The 254-nt window shown below is 67.7% G+C and carries 1 protein-coding gene; it reads left to right on the top strand.

Going from position 1 to position 254, the window contains the following annotated elements:
• Positions 1–17: 17 nt before the first annotated feature.
• Positions 18–254, top strand: a 237-nt coding sequence (locus tag JT360_RS33400; RefSeq protein WP_214477759.1) for a hypothetical protein, incomplete at its 3' end; no start/stop codon positions are given.

Genomic DNA, 254 nt, shown 5'->3' with positions numbered 1-254 from the left:
GGGCGGAGAAGGCGGAGATGCCGAGCCTCAGCGGCGCTGAGTGGCTGGATGGCGAGGAGCGGACAAACTATCCGCTGATAATGGCGGTCGAGGACTTCGAGACGGCGCTGGGCCTGACGGCGCAGGTTGTCGAGGCTGTTTCGGCGGATCGTGTCATCGGGCTGATGCAGCGGGCGCTGGAGAGCCTGGTCGAGGCGCTTGAGACTGCGCCTGAGACGCCGCTGCGGTCGCTGGACGTGCTGCCGGCCAAGGAG

The organism is Mesorhizobium sp. dw_380, assembly GCF_018588885.1.
In the GTDB taxonomy this organism is placed as follows: domain Bacteria; phylum Pseudomonadota; class Alphaproteobacteria; order Rhizobiales; family Rhizobiaceae; genus Mesorhizobium.
The sequence above is the reverse complement of the archived record's forward strand: the minus strand, read 5'-3'. Positions and strand labels throughout refer to the sequence as shown.